At 57.7% G+C, this 20,863-nt stretch carries 15 protein-coding genes and 1 pseudogene; 3 read left to right on the forward strand and 13 right to left on the reverse strand.

Going from position 1 to position 20,863, the window contains the following annotated elements; all coding sequences use genetic code 11:
* Window positions 1-111: 111 nt before the first annotated feature.
* The 3 genes and pseudogenes from ACWORE_RS09860 (at window position 112) to cobJ (ending at window position 3,656) form a co-directional block, all read left to right on the forward strand.
* Window positions 112-1,335, forward strand: coding sequence for a precorrin-3B synthase (locus ACWORE_RS09860; RefSeq protein WP_455303682.1), 1,224 nt, complete (start codon window positions 112-114; stop codon window positions 1,333-1,335).
* Window positions 1,328-2,104, forward strand: a complete 777-nt coding sequence (locus tag ACWORE_RS09865; RefSeq protein ID WP_455303683.1) for a precorrin-8X methylmutase — start codon at window positions 1,328-1,330, stop codon at window positions 2,102-2,104. Before ACWORE_RS09860 ends, ACWORE_RS09865 begins: the two co-directional genes overlap by 8 nt.
* Window positions 2,101-3,656, forward strand: a pseudogene (gene cobJ, locus ACWORE_RS09870) (precorrin-3B C(17)-methyltransferase). The gene ACWORE_RS09865 and the pseudogene cobJ overlap by 4 nt, the downstream one beginning before the upstream one ends.
* 17 nt (window positions 3,657-3,673) lie before the next feature.
* On the opposite strand, the gene ACWORE_RS09875 reads toward cobJ, so the two are convergent.
* From ACWORE_RS09875 to ACWORE_RS09935, 13 genes are all read right to left on the reverse strand, one after another.
* The gene (locus tag ACWORE_RS09875) at window positions 3,674-4,396 is read right to left on the reverse strand and encodes a cobalt-precorrin-6A reductase (protein ID WP_296139553.1); all 723 of its coding nucleotides are present in this window, start codon (window positions 4,394-4,396) and stop codon (window positions 3,674-3,676) included.
* A gap of 62 nt (window positions 4,397-4,458) precedes the next feature.
* A complete protein-coding gene (cobM, locus tag ACWORE_RS09880) occupies window positions 4,459-5,235 on the reverse strand; it encodes a precorrin-4 C(11)-methyltransferase (RefSeq protein ID WP_455303684.1) in 777 nt (258 codons plus the stop codon).
* Window positions 5,236-5,289: 54 nt separating this feature from the next.
* A complete protein-coding gene (gene cbiE, locus ACWORE_RS09885) occupies window positions 5,290-6,642 on the reverse strand; it encodes a precorrin-6y C5,15-methyltransferase (decarboxylating) subunit CbiE (RefSeq protein ID WP_455303685.1) in 1,353 nt (450 codons plus the stop codon).
* Window positions 6,617-7,852, reverse strand: a complete 1,236-nt coding sequence (locus ACWORE_RS09890) for a M24 family metallopeptidase (protein ID WP_455303686.1) — start codon at window positions 7,850-7,852, stop codon at window positions 6,617-6,619. Before ACWORE_RS09890 ends, cbiE begins: the two co-directional genes overlap by 26 nt.
* Before the next feature lie 35 nt (window positions 7,853-7,887).
* Complete coding sequence (locus ACWORE_RS09895; protein ID WP_455303687.1) at window positions 7,888-10,752, reverse strand: DEAD/DEAH box helicase; 2,865 nt, start codon at window positions 10,750-10,752, stop codon at window positions 7,888-7,890.
* A gap of 101 nt (window positions 10,753-10,853) precedes the next feature.
* Window positions 10,854-12,101: a twin-arginine translocase subunit TatC gene (gene tatC, locus ACWORE_RS09900; RefSeq protein WP_455303688.1), complete on the reverse strand. Its 1,248-nt coding sequence runs from the start codon at window positions 12,099-12,101 to the stop codon at window positions 10,854-10,856.
* Between the two features lie 229 nt (window positions 12,102-12,330).
* Window positions 12,331-12,606: a Sec-independent protein translocase subunit TatA gene (gene tatA, locus ACWORE_RS09905; protein WP_296139569.1), complete on the reverse strand. Its 276-nt coding sequence runs from the start codon at window positions 12,604-12,606 to the stop codon at window positions 12,331-12,333.
* An 84-nt stretch (window positions 12,607-12,690) separates the two neighbouring features.
* Entirely contained in the window at window positions 12,691-14,787 is a 2,097-nt protein-coding gene (locus ACWORE_RS09910; protein ID WP_455303690.1) for a WYL domain-containing protein, read from the reverse strand.
* Window positions 14,788-14,805: 18 nt separating this feature from the next.
* A complete protein-coding gene (gene pafA / locus ACWORE_RS09915) occupies window positions 14,806-16,239 on the reverse strand; it encodes a Pup--protein ligase (RefSeq protein WP_455303691.1) in 1,434 nt (477 codons plus the stop codon).
* Window positions 16,236-16,424, reverse strand: a complete 189-nt coding sequence (locus ACWORE_RS09920; protein WP_046202329.1) for a ubiquitin-like protein Pup — start codon at window positions 16,422-16,424, stop codon at window positions 16,236-16,238. The genes pafA and ACWORE_RS09920 overlap by 4 nt, the downstream gene beginning before the upstream one ends.
* 117 nt (window positions 16,425-16,541) lie before the next feature.
* Window positions 16,542-18,104, reverse strand: a complete 1,563-nt coding sequence (dop, locus tag ACWORE_RS09925) for a depupylase/deamidase Dop (RefSeq protein WP_455303692.1) — start codon at window positions 18,102-18,104, stop codon at window positions 16,542-16,544.
* Complete coding sequence (gene arc, locus ACWORE_RS09930; protein ID WP_455303693.1) at window positions 18,094-19,812, reverse strand: proteasome ATPase; 1,719 nt, start codon at window positions 19,810-19,812, stop codon at window positions 18,094-18,096. Before arc ends, dop begins: the two co-directional genes overlap by 11 nt.
* Window positions 19,813-19,964: 152 nt before the next feature.
* Window positions 19,965-20,801 carry a tRNA (adenine-N1)-methyltransferase gene (locus tag ACWORE_RS09935; protein WP_455303694.1) on the reverse strand — a complete coding sequence of 279 codons (837 nt, stop codon included), beginning with the start codon at window positions 20,799-20,801 and terminating at the stop codon, window positions 19,965-19,967.
* Between the last annotated feature and the right edge of the window lie 62 nt (window positions 20,802-20,863).

The raw sequence follows: 20,863 nt of genomic DNA on the forward strand, positions 1-20,863 counted from the left end.
TCCCGTTTCCCGCAACTATCTTAGAGGTCGGGGTGGCTATCGGTGGCTACGACCTTTCATCGAGGTCTCATAATACTTTGACGCTGCGTGCACGGGGGTACGGTAGAAACCATGCACAGTGACGGTACTCAGACGACGACTCGGAATCGGGGAGACATGTGCCCCGGTACATTGCGTCTTTTTACTGCATCCGACGGGATGATCGGCCGTGTTCGGTCCCCCGGCGGATATATCCAGCCGCACCAATGGACGGCATTAGGCGCTATGGCTGACGACTTGGGGGACGGCGATGTCCACATCACGTCGAGAGGAAATATCCAGATCCGCGGTGTGGAATCGGTTGATGATTTCGCTTCTGCCGTGACTGAGGCAGGATTGCTGCCATATCCACGCCATGACCGGATGCGTAATTATCTTGCCTCTCCCCTGTCAGGGCGATCTGGCTCTGTCGGCGACGTGCGCTCCTTGGCTCGTGCTGTTGACCGCGAGCTCATTCAGTATGACGACACGGCAGATCTCCCTGGACGAACCCTCTTTGCTTTCGACGACGGACGTGGCGACGTGATTGCCGAGCGCCCGGATTTCGGAGTCATCGCGACGACGAAGACGCGACCGTCCGACTCCCATGACTTCTTCGACGTCGTGATCGGAGGAGATTATCTGGTGGGCTCGCTCCCCCGGGCGCGCGTGGTCGATAGCCTCGTCGAGTTGGCGCGCCAATGGCAGGCCCGGCGCGGTAAGAATTGGCGAATCGAGGAAACCCCCGGCGCGGCTGAGGATCTTGCTCAGTGGGCCCGTGAGAACCTTGTGGGTCTGGAGGATCCAGTTCATGATGTGCTTCCGGCGTATGAGGAGTCTGCGGACAATGAGTTGGGCTTGCGTCAGCCGATGGGGTGGATTGATCAGGATGATGGGCGCGTGAGTTTGGCTTGTGCGTTGCCTTTTGGCCGGATGGATTCGGCCTGTGCGCGTTTGTTGGGCGCTGTGGGTAAGCCCTCGACGGTGACGTGTTGGCATGGTGTGGTGGTTCATGATTTGACCCCTGCTGAGGCGGATGAGACTGTGCGTTTTTTGGCTCCCCGCGGTTTGGTCTTTGATGCGGCGTCTCCGTTGGCTCGTGTGACAGCGTGTACGGGGTTGCCTCAGTGTCGGAAGTCTCGTGATGATGTTCGTTCTGATGCGGTGCGGGCCATTAATGCTGGGTCCCTGCCTGGTGGGCGTGTGCATTTTGTGGGGTGTGAGCGTCGTTGCGGTGCGCCGAATATGGATTACACGGAGTTCCTCGCTGAGGGCGATGGTGTTTATGAGACGTCAGAGGTGACTCATCATGCCTGATGCCGTGGGATCGGCACGTTCGGAGAGGACTGGTGGTGCGGTGTATAGCCGGGATCGCTATGTTTCGTTGGGGAATGATATTTATCGACGCTCGTTCGCGATTATTCGTGACGAGAGCGATCTGAGTCGTTTTTCTGCCGACGATGAGACAGTGGCGGTGCGAATGATTCACGCCGCCGGCGATGTGTCCTTGGCCGACGACATTGTGTTTTCCGACGGTGCTGTCCGGGTGGGGCGTGCTGCCTTGGAGTCGGGTGCGCCGATTTTTACGGATGTCCGGATGGTGTCGAGTGGTGTGACGCGTCGGCGTCTTCCAGCGGATAACGACGTGGAGTGTTTGCTGAATACTCCTGGTGTCGCAGAGAAGGCGCGTGAATTGTCGACGACGCGGTCGGCGGCGGCTATTGACGTGTGCGCGGATCGGTTGGGCGGCGCGGTGGTAGCGATTGGGAATGCTCCTACTGCGTTGTTCCATCTGATGGATGTGTTGGCCGCGCGCCCTGAACTGAAGCGGCCGGCGGTGATTATCGGCATTCCCGTTGGTTTTGTGGGTGCTGCTGAGTCGAAGTCTGAGCTGGAGGAACGTGCCGAGTCGCTGGGTGTTGAATTTATTACGGTTCGTGGGCGTCGTGGTGGTTCTGCGATTACGTGTGCTGCGATTAATGCTTTGGCCCGGCGGAATGAGCTCATGGATGAGTCTCAGACTTCGACGAAAGGCGCGGCGGATAGTAACGACGTCGCCATCAAAGGTGAGGCGGAAGTCCGGTGACAGAGTCGGGGCATTTGTATGGTGTTGGGCTAGGCCCGGGCGATTCAGGCCTGGTGACTGTTGCGGCTGCGAAGATCATTGGGTCGGCCGATGTGGTGGCATTTCATGCTGGCACTCATGGACATTCGACGGCGCGTGGTATCGCCGCCCCTTATTTGGCGAGTGACAATCCAGATCAGATCGAGGAGCTACTCACCTACCCGGTGACGACGGGTGTCGCCGACCATGCTGGTGGCTATGCGGGAGCGTTGGGCGAGTTTTATGCCAGCGCCACCGCTCGATTGGCTCACCACCTTGACCAGGGGCGCTCCGTCGCAGTTCTCAGCCTCGGGGACCCCATGCTGTACAGCTCCTACCAGCACCTTCATCCCGCTTTAGCGGACCGCTACCCCACTACTGTTATCCCTGGGGTCACATCGATCACTGCTGCCGCAGCCTCCGTCGGGCGCCCATTGGTCGAAAAGGATGAAACGCTGGGGGTTATCCCGGGAACGCTATCTGAAGAGGAGCTGGTGCAGCGTTTATCGCAGTCCGACGGTGCCGTCGTGATGAAGTTGGGGCGAACATTTCCGACGGTGCGCCGGGCGCTGGTGCGTGCCGGCCAGGCTGATCGTGCCTATGTTGTTGTGCGGGCCACGATGGAGGGTGAGCAGGTCATCCCTCTGCTGGAGGTGGACCCCGCTGCTGTGCCGTACTTCGCTGTCGCTGTGGTGCCCTCACCGACTGATAGTGAATTGCGGCGGTCGACAGAAGGATCGGTGGAAAGAAGTAAATGACAATGGAACACACATCAATGGGCGAGGTCGTTGTTATCGGACTGGGGCCCGGCAACTCTGAGTGGATAACTCCGGAGGCATCGGAAGAATTGGCCCGAGCCACCGATGTGGTGGGCTACTCCACATACGTCAAGCGTGTTCCTGAAATCCCTGGTCAGCGACGGCATCTCTCGGACAACAAAGTCGAAGCAGTTCGGGCGGCCATGGCTTTGGACATGGCCCGGCGCGGCAGCTGCGTGGCTGTGGTGTCCTCTGGTGACCCCGGGGTGTTTGCGATGGCTGCTGCCGTTCTTGAGACGGCAGATGATGATCAATGGCGCGACGTCCCGGTGAGAATTGTGCCGGGGATGACGGCGGCCCAAGCTGTGGCGAGCCGCGTGGGGGCACCATTGGGTCATGATTTTGGCATGGTGTCGCTGTCGGATCGGTTGAAGCCCTGGGACGTGGTGGTCAAACGCGTTCGTGCTTTGGCGGGCGCGGATATGGCTTTTGCTGTTTATAACCCGGCGTCGAAGTCGCGGCGGTGGCAGGTCGGTGCCTTGCGGGATATTGTGCTGGAGTTTCAGAAGCCGGATACCCCGGTGATTGTGGCCCGGGCGGTGGGGTCTGCGGATGAATCGGTAACCGTGACGACGTTGGCGGAGCTAGCCCCCGATGTCGTGGATATGCGGACGATGCTGATCGTGGGAGCATCGACAACACACGTGTACGACGGGCCCGATGGTCGTCGAGTCTTTACTGCTCGGCATTATGAGGCTCCCGCTACAGACGACTGAGTTCCCACCCAGGGGCATCAAAGATGACTGAGCGCTTCGACGGCTTCATCCGCTGAAGTCACCACCCATGAGGCCGGCAATGGTGGCCGATCAACGATAATGACCGGAATATTAAGGCTCCGTGCAGTCTCAAGCTTGGGATATGTCGATCCCCCGGAGTTCTTGGTGACGACAACATCGATTTGGTTGTCAATGAGCGTCTTCTTCTCCGAAGAGAGGCTGAAGGGGCCGCGGTCAAGAATAATGCGGTGGCGGGCCGGCAATGGCGCCGACGGTCGTTCGACGCTGCGGATGACGTAGAGGTTATCCGGGTCGTCGGAAAAAGGAGCGAGCTGCTGCCGGCCGATCGTCAGGAAAACATGAGCGAAACGCTGAGCCTTCAGCGCTGCCTCACGCATGGTGGAAACGTGAATCCACCGATCCCCCGGCTGCTCCTCCCAGGCGGGGCGATGGAGCGCCAACAAGGGAACGTGCGTCGCACGAGCTGCCTCATATGCGGAGGTACTAATGCGCTCGGCGAAGGGGTGCGTGGCGTCGACAATAACGTCAACTTTTTCGTCGAGTATCCACCGTGCCAGACCGGATGGCCCGCCGAAACCACCGATACGGACCTCCCCAGCGGGAAGTCGTGGATGTTTCACTCGCCCAGCTAGCGACGTCGTGATATGCCACCCTTTATTGACTAAAAGAGTAGCGAGTTCTCGAGCTTCAGCGGTTCCACCAAGTATGAGAGCGCGCATAGGTGAAGAAGTGTCCTTAACAGTCATTGAGCCGGAATCTACTCCGACGGCTCGGTGCCGGTTTAGTCGTGGCTACAGGGGATGGTACGTCCGTGGGCATCGCGGGGTCGATCGTCAGAATAAAGGAAGCTATCGGGGAACTCATCTGCGGCCAACGTCTGTCCCACGATAATGACCGCGGTCCACGTGATACCTTTCGCGGCAATATCGTCAGGAAGTTTGCCGAGCGTCGTGCGAAGAACACGCTCATTCGGACGAGACGCGAACGCAACAACAGCCACCGGGCAGTCGGCACCATACGATGGGGTGAGTTCATCACTGATGCGCTGGGCGTCGTGTGCCGCCAGATGAATGCACAAAGTCGCACCATGCGAGCCCAATTCCGGCAACGACTCCCCCTCCGGCATGGATGATGCACGCCCCGAGATCCTCGTCAAGATCACCGATTGCCCAATGGTGGGAACCGTCAGCTCATGGCCTAATGACGCGGCCGCGGCAGAAAAAGCCGGGACACCCGGAACGATTTCATAGTCAATATTCCGCTCCGCGAGGCGCCGCGCCTGTTCGGCCAGAGCAGACCAGAGCGAAGGATCTCCCGATTGCAACCGAGCAACGTCCTTGCCCTCACTATCGGCCTTCGCGATGGTCTCTACGATGGCATCCAGAGGCATCCGGGCAGTGTTAATAACATCGGCACCATCGGGGCAATGCTCCAGAACCTCAGGCGGGACAATCGACCCAGCGTAGAGGCACACCTCGCAACGCCGGATCAACGCGTCCGCTCGCAGGGTGAGCAGGTCAGCCGCGCCGGGCCCGGCACCAATGAAATAAACAGTCATGAGAACACACCTTTTCAACCAGTAGTGATTCGCCAGCGGAAGCACCGCCGCGTCCTACACCACCGGTTTTGTTGTTACGAAACGAATAATCGGAAGAGCGGGCCGCCACGCATGGAACGACCCCAAGGCTGAATGATGAGAAACCTCAAAGCGCGTTAACGAGCCACCCCGCTTTTCCTGAAGCTGGAGCACCATCTGCTCCGACTCCACCGTGACAGCGTTGGCGACGAACCGCCCACCAGGGCGCAACGCCTCCCAAGCACGGTCGACGACACCGGGGTGCGTCAGTCCCCCGCCGATGAACACCGCATCGGGGGACGGCAAATCGTCAAGAGCTTCGGGCGCCTTCCCGTGCACGACAGTGACCGGGTAGCCCAGCGAGTTTGTCGTAATCCGTGCAGCTCTCTCATGGACATGCTCAATCACATACGACTCTGCATCCCGCGCGAGCCGGCACCATTCGACGCTGACTGAGCCCGATCCCCCACCGATATCCCAAAGAATCTCTCCCGGATGCGGCGCTAGGGCAGCCAAGGTCAGCGCGCGAATGTCGGACTTAGTCAATTGCCCATCATTCGCGTAGGTCTCATCCGGTCTACCCGGTGCACGACTGAGCCCAACTTCCGTGGGCGTGACTGCCACAATGCACAAGTTCGACTGGGCATCGAGTGCCTCAGGCAGACGCGCCGTAGAGACCGCATGGGCCTCATGCGACGACCCCAAATCTGACAGCAGATCAACCCGCGCGTCACCCAGCCCACGCGAGCACAGATAGTCGCAGATATCCGACGGTGAATGGCTATCGCGGCACAAGACGAGGAAAGGGATTCCGTCGTCGCACAGTGGGCCGAGTATCTCTACGGGCTTGGTCAAGAGGCTCACGACTGGTGTTGTGTTAAGCCCCCACCCTAAACGCGCACATGCCAAACTTGCCGACGATGCTGCCGGGATCACAGTGAACGCATCGGGCTCGAGAATCCGCGCCAGCGTCGTACCGATGCCGAAAAACATCGGGTCCCCGCTGGCCAGGACCACAACGCGACGATCCGCGAGGGAGTCGAACAATTCCGCAATGTGCGGAACCAGCGGTGACGGCCACGGCTTCTTCGTTGCCTGACAACTATCCGGAACGAGTTGAAGCTGCCGCCAGGATCCGACCACCACATCAGCGCTCGTGATGGCCCGGTGGGCGCGCTCGCCTATGCCGTCCATCCCATCGGCCCCAATGCCGACGACGATGATCCACCCACTGCCGTCGTGCCCCAATAATGGGTTACGCCGGTGCGGGTTGGTGCCGGATAGGGGCGAATCTGAATCGTCGCCGTCGTGTGGCGGGGTGTCTACCGCCCGTAGAGGTGAGCTTGTCATGACAGTGCGCTCACTATTTTTCAGTCCGGACGAGGTCATGGGTTTGGTTATTGACTGACGTGGCACCGTCGTCGGTAATGATCAGAATATCCTCGATGCGGGCGCCCCACTCGCCTTCGAGGTAAATCCCTGGCTCCACTGAAAACGCCATTCCGGGTTCTAGGAGCAATTCATTGCCGGTCACGATAAACGGTTCCTCGTGGGTGGACAGGCCTATACCGTGGCCGGTCCGGTGAATGAAGTTGTCGCCATATCCCGCCTCGGCGATGACATTCCTGGCGATGGCATCGATCTGTGCAGCGGATACACCGGGCTTCGCTGCTGACACGGCCTCCTTCTGCGCCTGTTGGAGGACATCGTAGATTTCTTGTTGCTTCTCGGTCGGCTCGCCCACAACATATGTGCGTGTGCAGTCCGAGTGATAGCCGTTGAGCGTTCCGCCGATATCGATGACCACGACGTCGCCTGCGGAAATGATGCGGTCGGAGTAGTCGTGGTGTGGATTCGCACCGTTCGGCCCTGATCCGACGATGATGAAGTCGACGGCTTGGTGTTCTTTGAGGATGAGTTTTTCGATATCGCGAGCGACATCACGCTCAGTGCGACCGTCGCGGAGCAGGCCCGGAACTGCTGCGTGAACTCGGTCGATGGCCTGGCCCGCGGCGGTGAGCTGCTCAATCTCGTAGGCGTCTTTCCTCATCAACAATTCGCGAAGCACGGGTCCGGCCAGTATCCAGCGATAGCCGCGATCCTGTAGAGGGAGAAGATGATCAGCGGTCATCGTCGAGCCGACACCCACTGTCCCCGACGGTGTCTCCCCTTCGTCAGTCTTGGGTCTGCTCGATGTCAGCACATTAATAACCAGGTCATGAGGATCTTGTCCATCGACCCAATAGTCGACGGTGACCTCAGACCGGGGAACGTAGCTGTCCTCAATTTCTCCGCGCTCAACGGCGGGAGCTACCAGAACGGCACGGTCTCGCGTAATGACCAGAGCGGTTAGGCGCTCATGGGAAAGCAAGGGCGTCCCGATGAAATACTCCAGCTCGACGCCTGAGCCGAAAACGAGGCCCTCCAGCTGGTTGTCCTTCACCAACCGACGGGCGCGCTCAAGGCGGCTGGCGAAGGCCGCGTCACGATCGTGCTCGCTGCCCGTGCCCGACTGCGCTGCTGGAGAACCAGCCACGTCGCTCGATGAATGGTCGCCTGAGGAAACGTCGTTTGTCGTTTGCGAAGTCGATTGAGTCATATCTAAGACACTACTAGGCATTTTGGTGATCGCGCTTAGCTCCCCATGGCAACGACGCCTCGACGCATGGCCTCCACCGCTTGCCGAGCATGTGCGCGTATATCGTTGGAATAGCCTGCTGTTTTAATTTGATTGAGGACGTCGATAACTTGCCGACATGACCGGACGAAATCGCCAGGTGTTAAAGACGTGCCATTCGCTGCGGCGGCTTGAACACAATACGCCAAAGGCACGCCGGCCGTCCACTGATGCATTGCTGTGGCCAGCTCGGTTTCAATAGGCCGGGTCATGGGGAGATGATGACGCTCTTCATCTGTCACAATCTCCTCCCAGAGACGCTCAGTGTTCTCTATCGCCGTGGCTAATGGCTGCGTCGGGACCTCAACGTCTCCCGGAACCGACTTGCGGTTCTCGAAGATACAGGTGCTCACCACCCCTGCGAGCTCAGCGGGGTCCAAGTCATCCCAAATCTTCCGTCGCAAGCATTGGGCAATGAGCAGATCGGACTGGTTGTGAATACGTGCCAGACGTAGGCCTTCTTCAGTTAACGACAAGTCAGGGGTGTCATCGGCATCTTCCTTGGTCGTGTCGCTGGAGGTCGCCGTGCCGGGTTCGTCGTCGATGGGCGGATCCACATAGTCCATCTCACGCAGCAGCGCGATCATCCTATCGAACGTAGAGACCAGCGTATCCGCATCGAGCACCCTTCCCGAGGTACGCGACCCCGACCGTGTGTCCGATTGATCTGCTATTTTCTCCCGCGTGTGTGCTAAACGGGCATAGGCGCGCACGAGTTCTTCCCGATTCTCCCACTTGTGCACTGGGTGGGCGCGCAGCTCTTTCCGCAAAGACTTGATCGTGGCGTTCTTTCTCACGCGGGCTTTGGGCTTCAGAGACCGAGGCCGATGAAAAGATTGTCGACGGAACTCAGAGCGGACAAGTGAGCGTGCTCGCTTGGGATGGCGAGACACATCTCGAGGAAGACGCATCCGCCCCACCGTCATGGGGACATTGCCTAGTTCATCTGCATGAAGTTGACCCACTCGCCCATCTTCCGTGATCACCATCGGCCGTGGATCCTGACCATCCATATCTGGGTTTTCACGGGCATGGTGTCGACGGCGGCCGCGGTAGCGTCGCGACGAATCATGACGGTGCTTCTCCTTAGACCCCTTGCCTGCCCCAGCAGCTCTAACGCACACAGCCAATGCGGGGTTGCGCCCCTCGGGCAGCGCGATCACGTCACCCACGGTGAGTGAACCGAGACAACGAGAGATTTCCTTAAACCGCTCTTTTCGGTTCTCCGCCTGAGTTTTCTTCTCTTCGTGGGAGAGCTTTTTACGAATAGCGACGTATTCTGCCAGTTTATTTTCGGATCGGTGCCCGAGGAGCTCCAGCAGCTCATCATGCTGAGAATCCGCGTGACGCTGATGAGCGCGTCGCTCATGAGCACGAGCAACCACGTCCTCATTCGCCAAGAACTGGGCAAATGATCGCTCTAGCAGGCGATGTGATTTCTCAACCCCCAGCGTATTGAGCAGATTGACGGACATGTTGTAGCCGGGGCGGAACGTCGAAATCAGCGGGTAAGTTCGTGTCGACGCCAACCCGGCGACAGCCTCTGGATCCATCGACGGCTGCCAGAGCACCACGGCGTTTCCCAAAACGTCGATACCGCGACGTCCGGCGCGGCCGGTGAGCTGGGTGTATTGGGCAGGAGTGAGATCAACGTGGGCTTCGCCGTTGAATTTGACGAGTGATTCTAGGACGACGGTGCGGGCCGGCATGTTGATCCCTAGTGCCAGTGTTTCTGTGGCGAAGACGACTTTGAGCAGACCGCGCACGAATAGTTTTTCGACGATGTGTCTGAAGGCGGGCAGCATTCCGGCGTGGTGCGCTGCAATTCCCCGCGAGAGGTTGGTGCGCCATCGGCGGAATCCCATGAGGTCCAAGTCTTCTTGAGGGATGTCAGCGGTGTCGGCGTCGATAATGGAGAGAATTTCGCGTGCTTCGTCGCGCGTGGTGAGTTGTACACGTGCTGTGTAGCACTGGGCTAGCGCTCCTTCGCAGCCGGCTCGGGAGAAGATGAAGATGATCGCGGGGAGCATGGATGCTGCCTGCAGCTGCCCGATTACGGCTGGCCGGTGTGGGCGTTTACGTCGGCCGTTACTCCGGCGTTCCGCTGCCGCGCATCGTGAGACTAATTCTGGGTTGATCGGGGCTGATAGTTCCTGCGTAGCGTCGTCATTGTCCCGTGAGAATAGCGGGATTATGGAGTTTCCTACGAGCATGTATTGGTGAAGTGGGACGGGGCGGTGTTCCCAGACGATGATGTCGGTGTCGCCGCGGGTCATCTTTATCCACTCACCGAATTGTTCGATATTGGACACCGTGGCGGAGAGGGCGACGATGGATACCGACTCGTCAAGGTTGAGGATGATTTCTTCCCATACTGGGCCGCGCTCTGGGTCGGCAAGGTAGTGAACCTCATCCATCACGACGTGGGAGAGGTTATCTAAGGAGTCTGCGTCGGCGTAGATCATGTTGCGCAGAACCTCAGTGGTCATAACGATGACGTCGGCATCCCGATTGATGGAGACGTCCCCGGTCATGAGGCCCACTCGGTCATCACCGTAGGTGGCGCGGAGATCGTTGTATTTCTGGTTCGACAGAGCCTTGATGGGTGTCGTGTAAAAGCAGCGTTTGCCTGTTTCTAGTGCGAGAAATACGGCAAATTCCCCGACGATTGTTTTTCCGGAGCCTGTTGGTGCGCTGACGAGTACTCCGCGGCCGCGTTCGATGGCCTGGCATCCGTCAATTTGGAATTGGTCGAACGGGAAATCGTGCTGGTGGGCAAAGCGGTGGAAAATAGGAAGGTCCTCGGCTGACGCTTCGGTCACGCTTCTCCTTGTCGGTGGTCAGTTCTTAACTGTGGTGTCGGTTATGAGGTTTTTTGTGTGGTCGCTGTGCGTTCACGGTTTTCGTGTGCACAACGTAGCGGTTAGAGAACGTCGTCGAAACTGCTGGATTGGATTGTGTCCTGGCCGGGCTTACCGTCGCTTTCTCCAGTGGAATCGTTCCATGAGCGCGGACCCCGACGGAGCACTGCTGCTGGTGGAGCGTGGTGTGAGCTTGAGGCCGGAGAGACGTCAGACGGTGTAGGGCTCGGCGTCGGTGTGGGCGGCTTACTAGTCGACGGGGTATCCGTTGGAGCTGTCACGGGCGAGGGCTGCGGTATGGGCTCTGATCCTCCCGCGGGGTGGGCATCTCCCCCGCCGGCGATACCTTTGTGGTCCCCGTCGTAAATTGACTCTGCTGCGGGGATCGATGATGGAGCAACCTTGAGCGGGGAGGCTTCGTCGTCACTCAGTCCCTCCCACTCGGACACGTGGCGGGCAGCGCGGCGATCATGGATTCGAGTGAATTGGAGGGCTAGCTCCATCAGAACAACCAGCGTGAGGGCGAGGACCAGCATGGAGATCGGATCCTGCCCTGGTGTGGCAATGGCAGCGAAGATGAAGATCACGACAATCATGATTCGCCGCTTGTCCTTGAGCTGCTCATAATGCACAACCCCAGCAAGGTTAAGCATGGCAGTAAAGAGTGGTACTTCGAAACTCAAGCCGAAAACCAGAACCAGTGCGATAACGAAGTTGAAGTACTTTTCACCGGTCAGGGCGGAAATCTGGGTGCTATCGCCTAAATGAAGCAGAACGTCTAAGCCCATCGGAAGGACGAGGTAGGCAGCAACAACGCCCAAGACGAAAAGGAACCCAGCGATGGTTCCGACGGATAGCGTCCAGCGTCGCTCGTTTTTCAAAAGTCCCGGGGTGATAAACCGCCATATTTCGATAAGCCAGATAGGGCACGCCATGACAAGTCCTGCCAATCCGCCCATCTTCATACGAAGCATGAACATTTCGAAAGGACTTGTGGCGAGAAGACGGCACTCGTTATCCGCAGAAAACGTTGCCCGGGCCGACGGGGGTAACGAACAGTACGGCTCTTTGAGAATCTCGCCGAGACTAGGGAGCCGTGGCACGTGGAGGGGCCCGATGGCCCAGGCCGGGATTCCGTGTTCGTACCAGATAAACCCGATAATTGTGGTGACGGCAATGGCCGCGAGAGCCCGCAATAGCCGTGTACGGAGTTCGCGCAAGTGGTCGACGATGGACATGGTTCCATCTGGATTCTTCTTGGCTTTGCGAGACACGCGTCCACCCTTGCTTACCGACGTTGATTGAGTCACGAGCGGCTGTTCTCCCGTGCTTCTTAACACAAGTGTTCGCGCCGAGATGCATTGATTCCGTCGTTATGAGCACGACGGCCACTCTTTTTGTATGGCGAATGCAACCCGCGGTGGCGGTCACTCTGAGGAGAACAAGCTTCTGTCATGCTCCAGCTAGTGGGAACAGCTGTAGAAAACAGCTACAGAGAACACAAACGTGACAGTGTTATGACAATACTGTTGTGTGCCTTTAGGCGGGATGCTTCTTATCGTCCTTAGATTCCACCGTCACCGTTGGCTGAGGCGTATCGGTTGACGATGCTGAGGTGATCTCATCAGTCTTGGTCGCTGCGGCCGAGGTCTTTTCTGCCTCTGCGCCATCGTTCTTCATTTCCGAGACTTCAGATTTGAAGATGCGCATGGAACGACCAACTGAACGCGCGGCGTCAGGAAGCTTCTTCCATCCAAAGAGGACGAGTATGACAACTGCGATGAGAACGAGTTCTGGAAACCCTAGGTTAGCCATGGTGTACACCTTACGACGTGTCGGCGAGTAACGCAGAAGCCACCCCCGCAGCTTCGTCGATGCGCGGGCGCGACTGGACGGTGCCTAACGATACCGGAGTAATCCGTCTTCTGCACGGTCTCTGACGGAATTGCGCAAGTTCGTGGGCTCAAGAGGAATGATCGATCCTCCGTGCCTGAGTATGAAGCTGTGAATCCACTCGGGACGCCCGGGGACGTCGATAATAAGGCCGCCTTTGAATTCGGACACAGGCCATACATGTTCATAGTCGACAACCCATCGCGCTTCAGGTGCGACCCACACTCGAGCCCAATGCGAGCTTTCCCCAAAACCGAAGGGGTCAAGCGGATTAAGGGTGGAGCGTAATCGGTCTCGTTTTTTAGTACTCAGTGTCGACGGTTCCCGTTGCTCCAGTGATTGGATTCGGTCGATTCGGAAGTGTCGGATCCTGTTTCCTTGAGCCTGTGCCTGAGCCTGGGCCTCGCCCGTGGACTGGTTGTCTCCTGCGTCTGCGTGGTCGTGCGCGCCAGTCAGGGATAGTCCTCGGAGATAGCTCACTCCATCGACGACCATAATCGAGAGCGGATCGACGAGACGTGGTGTTGCCCCCGCATCGCCGAGGGAATCGGCGTATGTGATGGCGATGGTTGTGCGCGTGTTTACAGCGTCGGCAAGGTCGTTGACCAGCGAATTTCCGCCGCCTTGTGTTGCGCGGGCAATGGCGTCGGCATGATTGCCGGCCATCGTTCTTAGCTTGTCTTCGGTGTGATGAATGACGTCGGCGTCGGCAATCCCCGGAATAGAGTCAATAGTCTCCAACGCCATGAGGATCGCGCTGGCCTCTTCCATCGTGAGTCCCACCGGCGCGGTCAGGCCTTGATCCGCCCACAACGAAATGTGCCGGGGATCGGCGTCGATGTCGATCAAGTCCCCGCCGGATAATCCAGGAAGACCGCAGAACGTGAGTGTGGTGATATCGTTTTTCAACTGTGTCGGCGACATCGCCAGGTCATGCGCTGCCTCAAAGAGAGTGACCCCGGGATGCTGCCGAAGATAAGGAACAATCGTGAGGAGACGTAATAGTTCCGTGTGGTGCTGATCCGAAATACTCACCGCAGCTGGCGCGTCAACAGAATGGTCGGTCTCCTCGAGCGCGGGCACACTCGACGGCAGAGTCCACTCTGCGGAGCTTTTTATCCCCGTGATCAGAGATTTCAATTGATTCGCGATGGTGACTCGGTAATCCCCAGGCTCCTCGATGACGATCTCCGGAACCTCCGCGAGTGCACACGACCGCAACTGCCCCGCATCATCATCAGCAATAACCCAGCGCGTGTCAGTACGTTTCTCCGCATGAAGGTTGTGCGAGCGCAAGAGCTCAATAATCCGCCCGCTATCCGCTGGCGACACGCTAATCACAGCGTGCGTAGATTGACCACCGCCATCACGGTGAAGCTGTGACCGGACGAGCTCACTAGGAGCAATAGCTGCCCGCTGATCAATGTGAGTAGCCGGTGTGTCGGTTTCCTGAATGGAGTTAATTCGAGCGAGCCGGAAGCTACGTGGCTTCTCGCGGTCACGGTCAAAGCATGCGAGGTACCACCGCCCACTCTCAGGTACAAGCGCCCAGGGCTCAACGGCGCGTAGCGAAGGCTCGTCTTCGATCGACGGATAGTACAGGAACTGGACGACGGTTGACTCTGTGATGGCCCGCAACAACGTGGAAAAATCGGGCCCTGTGAGGTCGGTACTGTCCGGTACGCCATGTATCGGAGCTACTGTTCCCAGTGATCCGGCCGCCGAAAGTTTGACCCATGCTCGTCGCCCCAATGCGGCCAGATCTCCAGACAGGGCGAATTGGCTGGCGAGGGCGATGACTCCCATCTCGTCTTGGGTGAAGTGGACGTCGACAGTTTGGGTGAAGTCCATCAGATAACCGTCATCGTTGGCGTCGATATCGAACCCAAGATCACGGAGTTGGGCAATGTCGCGGTTGAGCTTCCGCCTGCGCGACTCCGGTGATCCATCTTCATAACCGCTGACATGCTCGATAAGCCACTTACCGTTGAGAGGCCGGGAGGAATCCTTGAGTGCGAGCACAAGGTTGATGAGCCGCTCGTAGGTGGCTTGGTTGCGTCGCGACGTCGAGCTGGTCTGAGAGCGGTCACTCGGTGGAGTCATGGCTAATCGCCTCGTACGTTATTGGTCAAGAATCGAACTGATCATGCCATCGGCCCGCGAATCGTGCGCGGCAAAGGGGTCGAGGAGCGCAATGTCGTGGGGTTCTGGGCGGTTGATTTTCAGCCGTGTCCAATCGACAGACACGTCGGCATCGTTCTCCTGGGCGACACGGAGAAAATCTCCTCGCATTTTCGCTCGTGTGGTCTGCGGCGGTGTATCGGCCGCATCGGTGATAGGTGAATCCGCACGGTCCAGCCACCGTGAGACACGGCCACGCTCCTCAAGAGTTCGGAAAATGCCCTTACCAGGCCGAATATCGTGATACGCGTAGTCGATCTGTTGCAGTTTCGGATGGGTAAGGTCCCAGCCGAACTTGTCTTGATATCGGTCGATAATGTTCTTCTTGATCACCCAGTCAATATCTGCTGCGATCGACGAGGTGTCCCCAGAATCAATGGCCGTGAGCACTTTCTTCCACAAGTCGACGACGCGCTGCATGTCGGCATTGGGTGTACCGTGCTGCTCCTCGGGGCGCTCGTCCAGCCACTGCTGAGCTTTGTTCGCGAAAGCCTGCTGGATCTCAAGAGCGCAGCTCATCTGCCCCGATCGGAGCGGAAACTCCGCCCGTCCGGTGAGATCACGGCTGATATCGCGAATAGTTTTTGATGGGTTAGCTATTTCCCACTCGTCGAAAGAGTAACCAGCTTCAAGCATTTCGAGGACGAGGAGCGCTGACCCGATTTTGAGAGCAGCAGTTGTCTCCGACATGGACGAATCCCCGACGATGACATGGAGACGTCGGTACATTTCGGAATCAGCGTGAGGCTCATCGCGGGTATTGATGATGGGGCGTGAACGGGTTGTCGCCGACGACACCCCTTCCCACACGTGGTCAGCGCGCTGGCTCAGCTGATAAACAGGGGTGGTATCCCCGTCGGAAAACCGCGAATGAGGGCGCGCAATGTGCCCGGCGCCGCAGATTAATTGTCGGGTAATGAGGAACGGGATGAACTCTTGGCCCAGTTTCTTCAGAAGGATCGCCCGACCCACAAGATAATTCTCGTGACACCCGTATGAATTCCCGAGCGAATCGGTGTTGTTCTTCATTAGATGGACAGTGCCCTCAATGTGTTGGTCGGCGAGGGCGTGTTCTGCCTGGTCAGCGAGCCGGTTCAGCGTCACTTCGCCAGCTCGGTCATAGATGAGCAGTTGATTGAGGCTGTCACATTCCGGAGTGGCGTACTCCGGGTGCGAACCGACGTCGAGATATAGGCGGCCGCCGTTGAGCGTGTAAATGTTGGAGCTACGGAAGCGGTCGACGATCGGCCGAAAAAGTTGACGCGCAATGTCGTCCGGAGCGACTGCTTGTGCTCCGTCATGGGTACAGGTAATCCCGAATTCGGTTTCGATTCCCATGATTCGGCGGGTGAAAACGGCTTTGTCAGCGCTCACTGTCCACCCTTTTGAACGTAGGAACGAACGAATTCTTCTGCGTTCGATTCCAGTAATCCGTCGATTTCGTCAAGAAGGTCGTCGGCACCTTGTCCCCTAATCTGTGACTGGCCGGCGGCGTTCTCGGGTTCATCGGCGTTGTCGTCGCCGGGCTTGGAGCCGTGAATCTGCGATGATTTTTCCATGCTTAAAAGCCTTCTTGAGTGTTATCACTATGTGTGATCCATTGTAATCTGACGATCTCAGTGCCCGTTATAACCTTATCGCGTATGAGTGGTCCATAACTGTCTATGACGTACAGGTTATGGACTTGGCAGCGGCGTGACGTCACAAACACCCGACGACGTGAGATAACGCGTCACATCATCGATGTTCTTAGCGCTTTCGGTGATGTCGTAGGTTGCGGTGGCGTTGGCGGCCGTCGGTGAACTCAGATCGATCCGTTGCGGGTGAGCTGGCGTGACGATGAGATTATCCCAGTTCGCCGCGATGACCTCACTGGAAAAACGATCCACCAATCGTCCTCTGAGCCAGGCCCGTGTATCGGTGGGCGGCGTGTCGATCGCTGCCGTCACATCGTCGGGGTCAACGAGTGTTCGAATCTTCCCCCGTCGTACCAGGGCGTAATAGAGCCCCTTCTCGGGGTCACAATCGCTGTATTGCAAATCAATGAGCGCCAGACGGGGATCGTCCCACGCCCCTGTCCCGCGCTGTCGAAAACCATCCAACAGCGCATATTTCGCTGTCCAATCGAGACGATCAGCCGTCGACATGGGGTCGGACTCCAAGTCATCAAGGATCTCGTCCCACACCTCTATCACTTTCTTTTCGATGTCGCTCAGGCTGATAACCCCGCGATCAGCGGCATCCATCACCCGATCGCGGTAGATACGCTGAATACCGATGGCCGTGCGCTCAGTTTTACGGTCCTCCCCCCGCAGGGTCGCCGTACACGTGAGGTCGCGTGAGACGCGATAGACATCGTCGACGGGTGATTCGAGGGCGAGGCCAGAGAAATCAACACCGGCCTCGATGGCGTCGAGAACAAGTGACGTGGTGCCAACCTTGAGGAACTGTGAATACTCGGACAGGTTCGCGTCCCCAATGATGACGTGGAGGCGTTTCCATTCGTCGGCATTGGAGTGCGGCTCGTCGCGGGTATTGATGATGCCCCGGTTCAGCGTGGTCTCGAGCGATACCTTGGTTTCGATGTAGTCAGCACGCTGCGAAATTTGGAATCCGGCAGTATCCCCCTGCTGCCCGATACCGACGCGACCAGAACCAGTCATAATCTGGCGTGTCACAAAGAAAGGGATCAGTCCTTGTTCAATCGTGGCCATATTGGTGTCGCGGCGATACAGGTAGTTCTCATGGGTTCCGTATGAGGCACCCTTGCCGTCCACATTGTTCTTGTAGATCTTGAGATCCCAATGCTCCTGATCTTGACCGATTCCGGCCTGCGTCGCAGCGCGCGCCGCCCGGTGCATAATGATCTCTCCGGCTTTATCCCAGATCATCGCCGATAATGCGTCTGTGACTTCGGGAGATGAATACTCCGGGTGCGCGTGATCCACATAGAACCGTGCGCCATTGCGAAGGATAATATTGGCCGCTCCCATGGCATTGGGTTCCAACACGGGCGCGTGGTTCATAGCGTATCGACGAAGATCGAATCCGCGCGCGTCGCGAAGAGGCGATTCAGGCTCATAATCCCAGCGCGTCCGCCGAGCGCCGAGCCCCAGCGCGTCGGCATACGACATGACAGCGGCCGTCGATGTCAAAATAGGGCTGACTGCGGGGTTCTCGGGACACGAAATCCCGAATTCGGTTTCTGTCCCTATCACTCTGGGTTGGTTATGAAGCATCGGTATGTCCTTTGCCCGAATCGGTACCTGCTGGTTCGGTCGCCTCTGTCTCGGTTGTGGCCTTCCGGTTATGGTGCGCCACCGTTACCTCTGTGACACGCTGGCCTGTCCGTCCAGAGATCCGTGCCCATTCGTCGGGATTGGCGGTGTTGGGGAGATCATCATTTTCAGCGAACTCCTGGTCAACTGCCGTTCTGACATCCTCGAGCGAGACACCATGATGATCAGGCTGCCCCGACGCTAACGCTCGTTTCAGCGCGTTCTTCTTTGCACGGTCGACGATATTGGCAATCATCGCACCAGAGGCGAAGTCACGGTAATAAAGCACCTCGCGGCTACCATCCACGAAAGTGAGCTCAACAAATTCATTATCCGAGTGCTGCGCATACATTCGACTACTGAGCTCATCGATCAGCGCAGCCACAGCAGTATGCCGGTCTCCTGTTTCCTCAACCAGGTCCGGATCCAGCGGAAGCGTATCCACAAGATACAGCTCTGCGATTTCCCGCGCCGATTTTTCATCGGGACGCTCAACGCGGATCTTCACATCCAACCGACCCGGCCGAAGAATAGCCGGATCGATCATTTCCTCACGGTTGGAGGCACCAATGACAATGACATTGCGCAGGTCCTCGACCCCATCGATTTCAGACAAAAGCTGTGGAACAACGGTATTTTCCAGGTCGGAGGAAATACCCGAGCCACGAGTCCTAAAGATCGCATCCATTTCATCGAAGAACACGATGACCGGCCGCCCGTCCTCAGCGATCGATCGAGCACGGTCGAAAATCTGCCGAATCTGCCGCTCCGTTTCGCCCACAAACTTATTGAGCAGCTCCGGGCCCTTAATATTCAGGAAGTAACTTTCTCCTCCACTTCCCATTTTTTCCGCTAACGAATGGGCCACAGCCTTGGCAATCAACGTCTTCCCGCAGCCAGGCGGGCCATAAAGCAAAACACCCTTCGGCGGCTGAAGATCAAACTTGCGATACAAGTCAGGATGAGTGAAGGGCAGCTCAACAGCGTCATGAATCATCTCAATCTGGTTATGCAGACCCCCAATGTCCTCATAAGACACCTCGGGGATCTCTTCCAAAATAAGATTTTCGACGTCGGCCTTCGGAATGGATTCGAAGGCGTAGCCCGCCCGATAATCAACGAGCACTTGATCCCCCGCGCCGACGTTCTTTTGCGACCACAACTCGTAGAGCGGTGCGGCAATCTTGAGGACGCGCAAATCGCCCATCGTATCGGCGACGACGACCCTCGAGCCGCCGGGGAGAAACTCCTTAACTACAGCGATATCGCCGAAATCGCTGAAACCACAATGCTCGACGACTTCCTGCCCCTCCCCGAGCCGAACAAGCGCGCCGGGCGTTAACTGCGAGGTGTCCACCCCGGGAGCAACCACTAAACGCATCCGTCGATTAGATGTAAATACTTCGGCGGAGTGCCCACCGGGGTTAAGTTCGAGGAGAGTGCCGTACGTACTCGGCGGATCGGACAATGCCCGGATTTGTTCATTAAGGGCGTCTAATTTGTCGCGTGATGCCTTCAGCATCTCGACAAGTTTGGCGTTGCGTGTACCTAAAGTCCGATTGGCTAATTGTAGTTCTTTTAGCGACGGGGTCGCGTCGTTATTGTTGTCCTTTCGCGCGGCGCTCGATGTCGTGCTGTGGGATGAGGTTTGTTGTGAAGCTCTCGTCATAACTACCAGTCTACAAAGACGATCGAGCTCCATACCGGTGTCGGTTCTAACCTCCTTGAGGACGAATGCTAAGCCCAGGCTCACCTGGATTGATGACCTCGTTATACACCCTCATTGCGTGTTATTTCCCGAGATAAGTACCTCTGAGATAACTAGTTTTGGGGGCGACGCTTGGGCTTGGGAGGAACAGTGCCATCAGCCAGACGACGCGCCCATACCAAGAATGCCGTGTGCGCATTCATGCGATGTTCAGGGCGGGTCGCCAGCCCATCGACCTTCCATTCGCGAACCAACGATTCCCATGCACGAGGTTCCGTAAAACATCCGCGTGCCCGGATCCCCTCCATGACCTTCATCAATTGGGGCACCGTCGCTACATAAGCCATCAACACCCCACCCGGTAGAAGCAGATTCTGGCACGTTTCCAAGCACTTCCACGGCTCCAACATGTCCAGAATGATCCGATCGACGGGGCCGTCGAGGTCATCGACGGTCACGTCGCGAAGATCGCCGAGCCGAGGCTGCCAATTATCCGGCGCCGACCCCATGAATTCGGAGACATTCGACAACGCATACTTCAGGTGATCGTCGCGAATTTCATAGGAGAACACCGTCCCGTGCTCCCCGACAGCGCGAAGAAGGGGCAAGGTGAGCGCTCCCGAACCAGCACCTGCTTCAAGGACTCTGGCACCGGGGAAGATGTCCCCCTCAATCACTATTTGAGCAGCGTCTTTGGGATAAATAACTTGTGCTCCACGAGGCATGGACAGAACATAGTCCACCATCAGGTGCCGGAAACATAGATATTGGCCACCTTCGGTAGAAACAACCACCGTTCCTTCGTCCTTACCGATGATGTCGTCATGAGCAATGGCCCCCATGTGCGTGAAGAATTTCTCCCCCTCGGCCAGCTCAATGGTGAAATGACGACGCTTCGCGTCGGTAAGTTGAACGCGATCTCCGGGGCGAAAGACACCCGTATAGGCCATTGAGCAAGCTCCTTCACGAAGAGAAACGACGGTTGTGCGTGAGTAGTCTCACGGTAGCTCAC

The organism is Corynebacterium sp. c7Ub_26 (assembly GCF_053760365.1).